The organism is Amycolatopsis sp. SID8362 (assembly GCF_010550475.1).
Taxonomy (GTDB): Bacteria; Actinomycetota; Actinomycetes; order Mycobacteriales; family Pseudonocardiaceae; genus Amycolatopsis; species Amycolatopsis eburnea.
In genome coordinates this window covers 1-1568 of the sequence record NZ_JAAGNB010000886.1, presented here as the reverse complement: position 1 = coordinate 1568, position 1568 = coordinate 1, and the positions used below count along the sequence as shown (strand labels likewise).

Genomic DNA, 1568 nt, shown 5'->3' with positions numbered 1-1568 from the left:
GCCCGGCCGGTCCGAAGCCACGTCCAGCGCCTGGAGGGCACCCGCGCTCGCGCGGATCGCGTCCGTCAGCCCGTGCTCGGCCTCGGCCAGGCCGACGTACTCCGGCCGGGCCGGCGAAGCCAGCGAGTAGACGGTCCACCGGACCAGGCCTTCGGCGATCGGCTCCGGCACGATGCCGAAGCCGAGGTCCGCGAGCACCACCGCGTCGCCCGCGCGCAGCGCCGCGTCGGTGAACGGGCCGCCGCCGCCGAGGCCGCGGACGTCGCCCGGGACCGGCAGGACCAGCTGGAGGGATTTCGCTCCCTGCGAACGCAGCGCCATCAGCAGCTGGACGGGGGTGGCCGCCCGGTTGAAGGCCAGCGGCAGCGCGAACGCCTCCGCGGCGGCCGCGTCGGCGGCCACGACGTCGTGGGCTTCACCCCACGCGAGCAGGGCGTCGAGCACATCGTCGGAAGCGGCGGCTCCGTTCAGCCACGCGCTGGACCACACCGCGAAAGTCGCACTGGGACGGCACACGACGCCCTATTTTACCGGCTCGTCCCGCACCGGCGGAGCGCGCCCACGCTGGAGTCGCTCCACATCGACGGGCCGCCGATCCGGCAGTAGCGTCGAACGGGTGAACGCTGTTCCAGACGCTCTTCCCCGCACCGCCGGGGCCCTGCGCGCGGCCGGGTACGAGCCGCGGCCGATCGCGCGAGAGATCCACGACAACCTGCTGACCGCCCTCAAGAACGGCGAAGACGCGTGGCCCGGCATCGTCGGGTTCTCCCGCACCGTGCTGCCACAGCTCGAACGCGCGCTGCTGGCCGGGCACGACGTCGTCCTGCTCGGCGAACGCGGCCAGGGCAAGACCCGCCTGCTGCGCACCCTCGCCGGCCTGCTCGACGAATGGACGCCCGTCATCGAAGGCTCGGAGCTGGGCGAACACCCGCTCCAGCCGATCACGCCCGCGTCGATCCGCCGTGCCGCCGAGCTCGGCGACGACCTGCCGGTGGCCTGGCGCCACCGCTCCGAGCGCTACACCGAAAAGCTCGCCACGCCGGACACCTCGGTCGGCGACCTGATCGGCGACGTCGACCCGGTGAAGGTCGCCGAAGGCCGCAGCCTCGGTGACCCCGAGACCATCCACTTCGGCTTGGTCCCGCGCGCCCACCGCGGCATCGTCGCCATCAACGAGCTGCCCGACCTCGCCGAGCGCATCCAGGTCGCGCTGCTCAACGTGATGGAGGAGCGCGACATCCAGGTCCGCGGCTACACGCTGCGGCTGCCGCTGGACGTCCTGCTCGCCGCCACCGCGAACCCCGAGGACTACACCAACCGCGGCCGGATCATCACCCCGCTCAAGGACCGCTTCGGCGCGGAGATCCGCACCCACTACCCCCTGGACGTCGAGGCGGAGGTGGCCGTCGTCCGGCAGGAGGCGAACCTCGTCGCCGAGGTCGGGGAGCCGCTGCTGGAGGTCCTCGCCCGGTTCGTCCGGAACCTGCGCGAGTCCACGGTCATCGACCAGCGCTCCGGCGTTTCGGCGCGGTTCGCCGTCGCCGCGGCGGAAACCGTGGCGGCCGCGG

1 protein-coding gene and 1 pseudogene are annotated in these 1568 nt (G+C 73.3%); one reads left to right on the top strand and one right to left on the bottom strand.

Features of this window, described 5'->3' with window-relative positions:
* A pseudogene (locus tag G3I65_RS27700) lies at positions 1–516 on the bottom strand (hypothetical protein); the annotation flags it as partial.
* Positions 517–616: 100 nt separating this feature from the next.
* On the opposite strand from G3I65_RS27700, the gene G3I65_RS27695 reads away from it, so the two are divergent.
* Positions 617–1568, top strand: a 952-nt coding sequence (locus G3I65_RS27695; RefSeq protein WP_160698720.1) for a sigma 54-interacting transcriptional regulator, incomplete at its 3' end; no start/stop codon positions are given.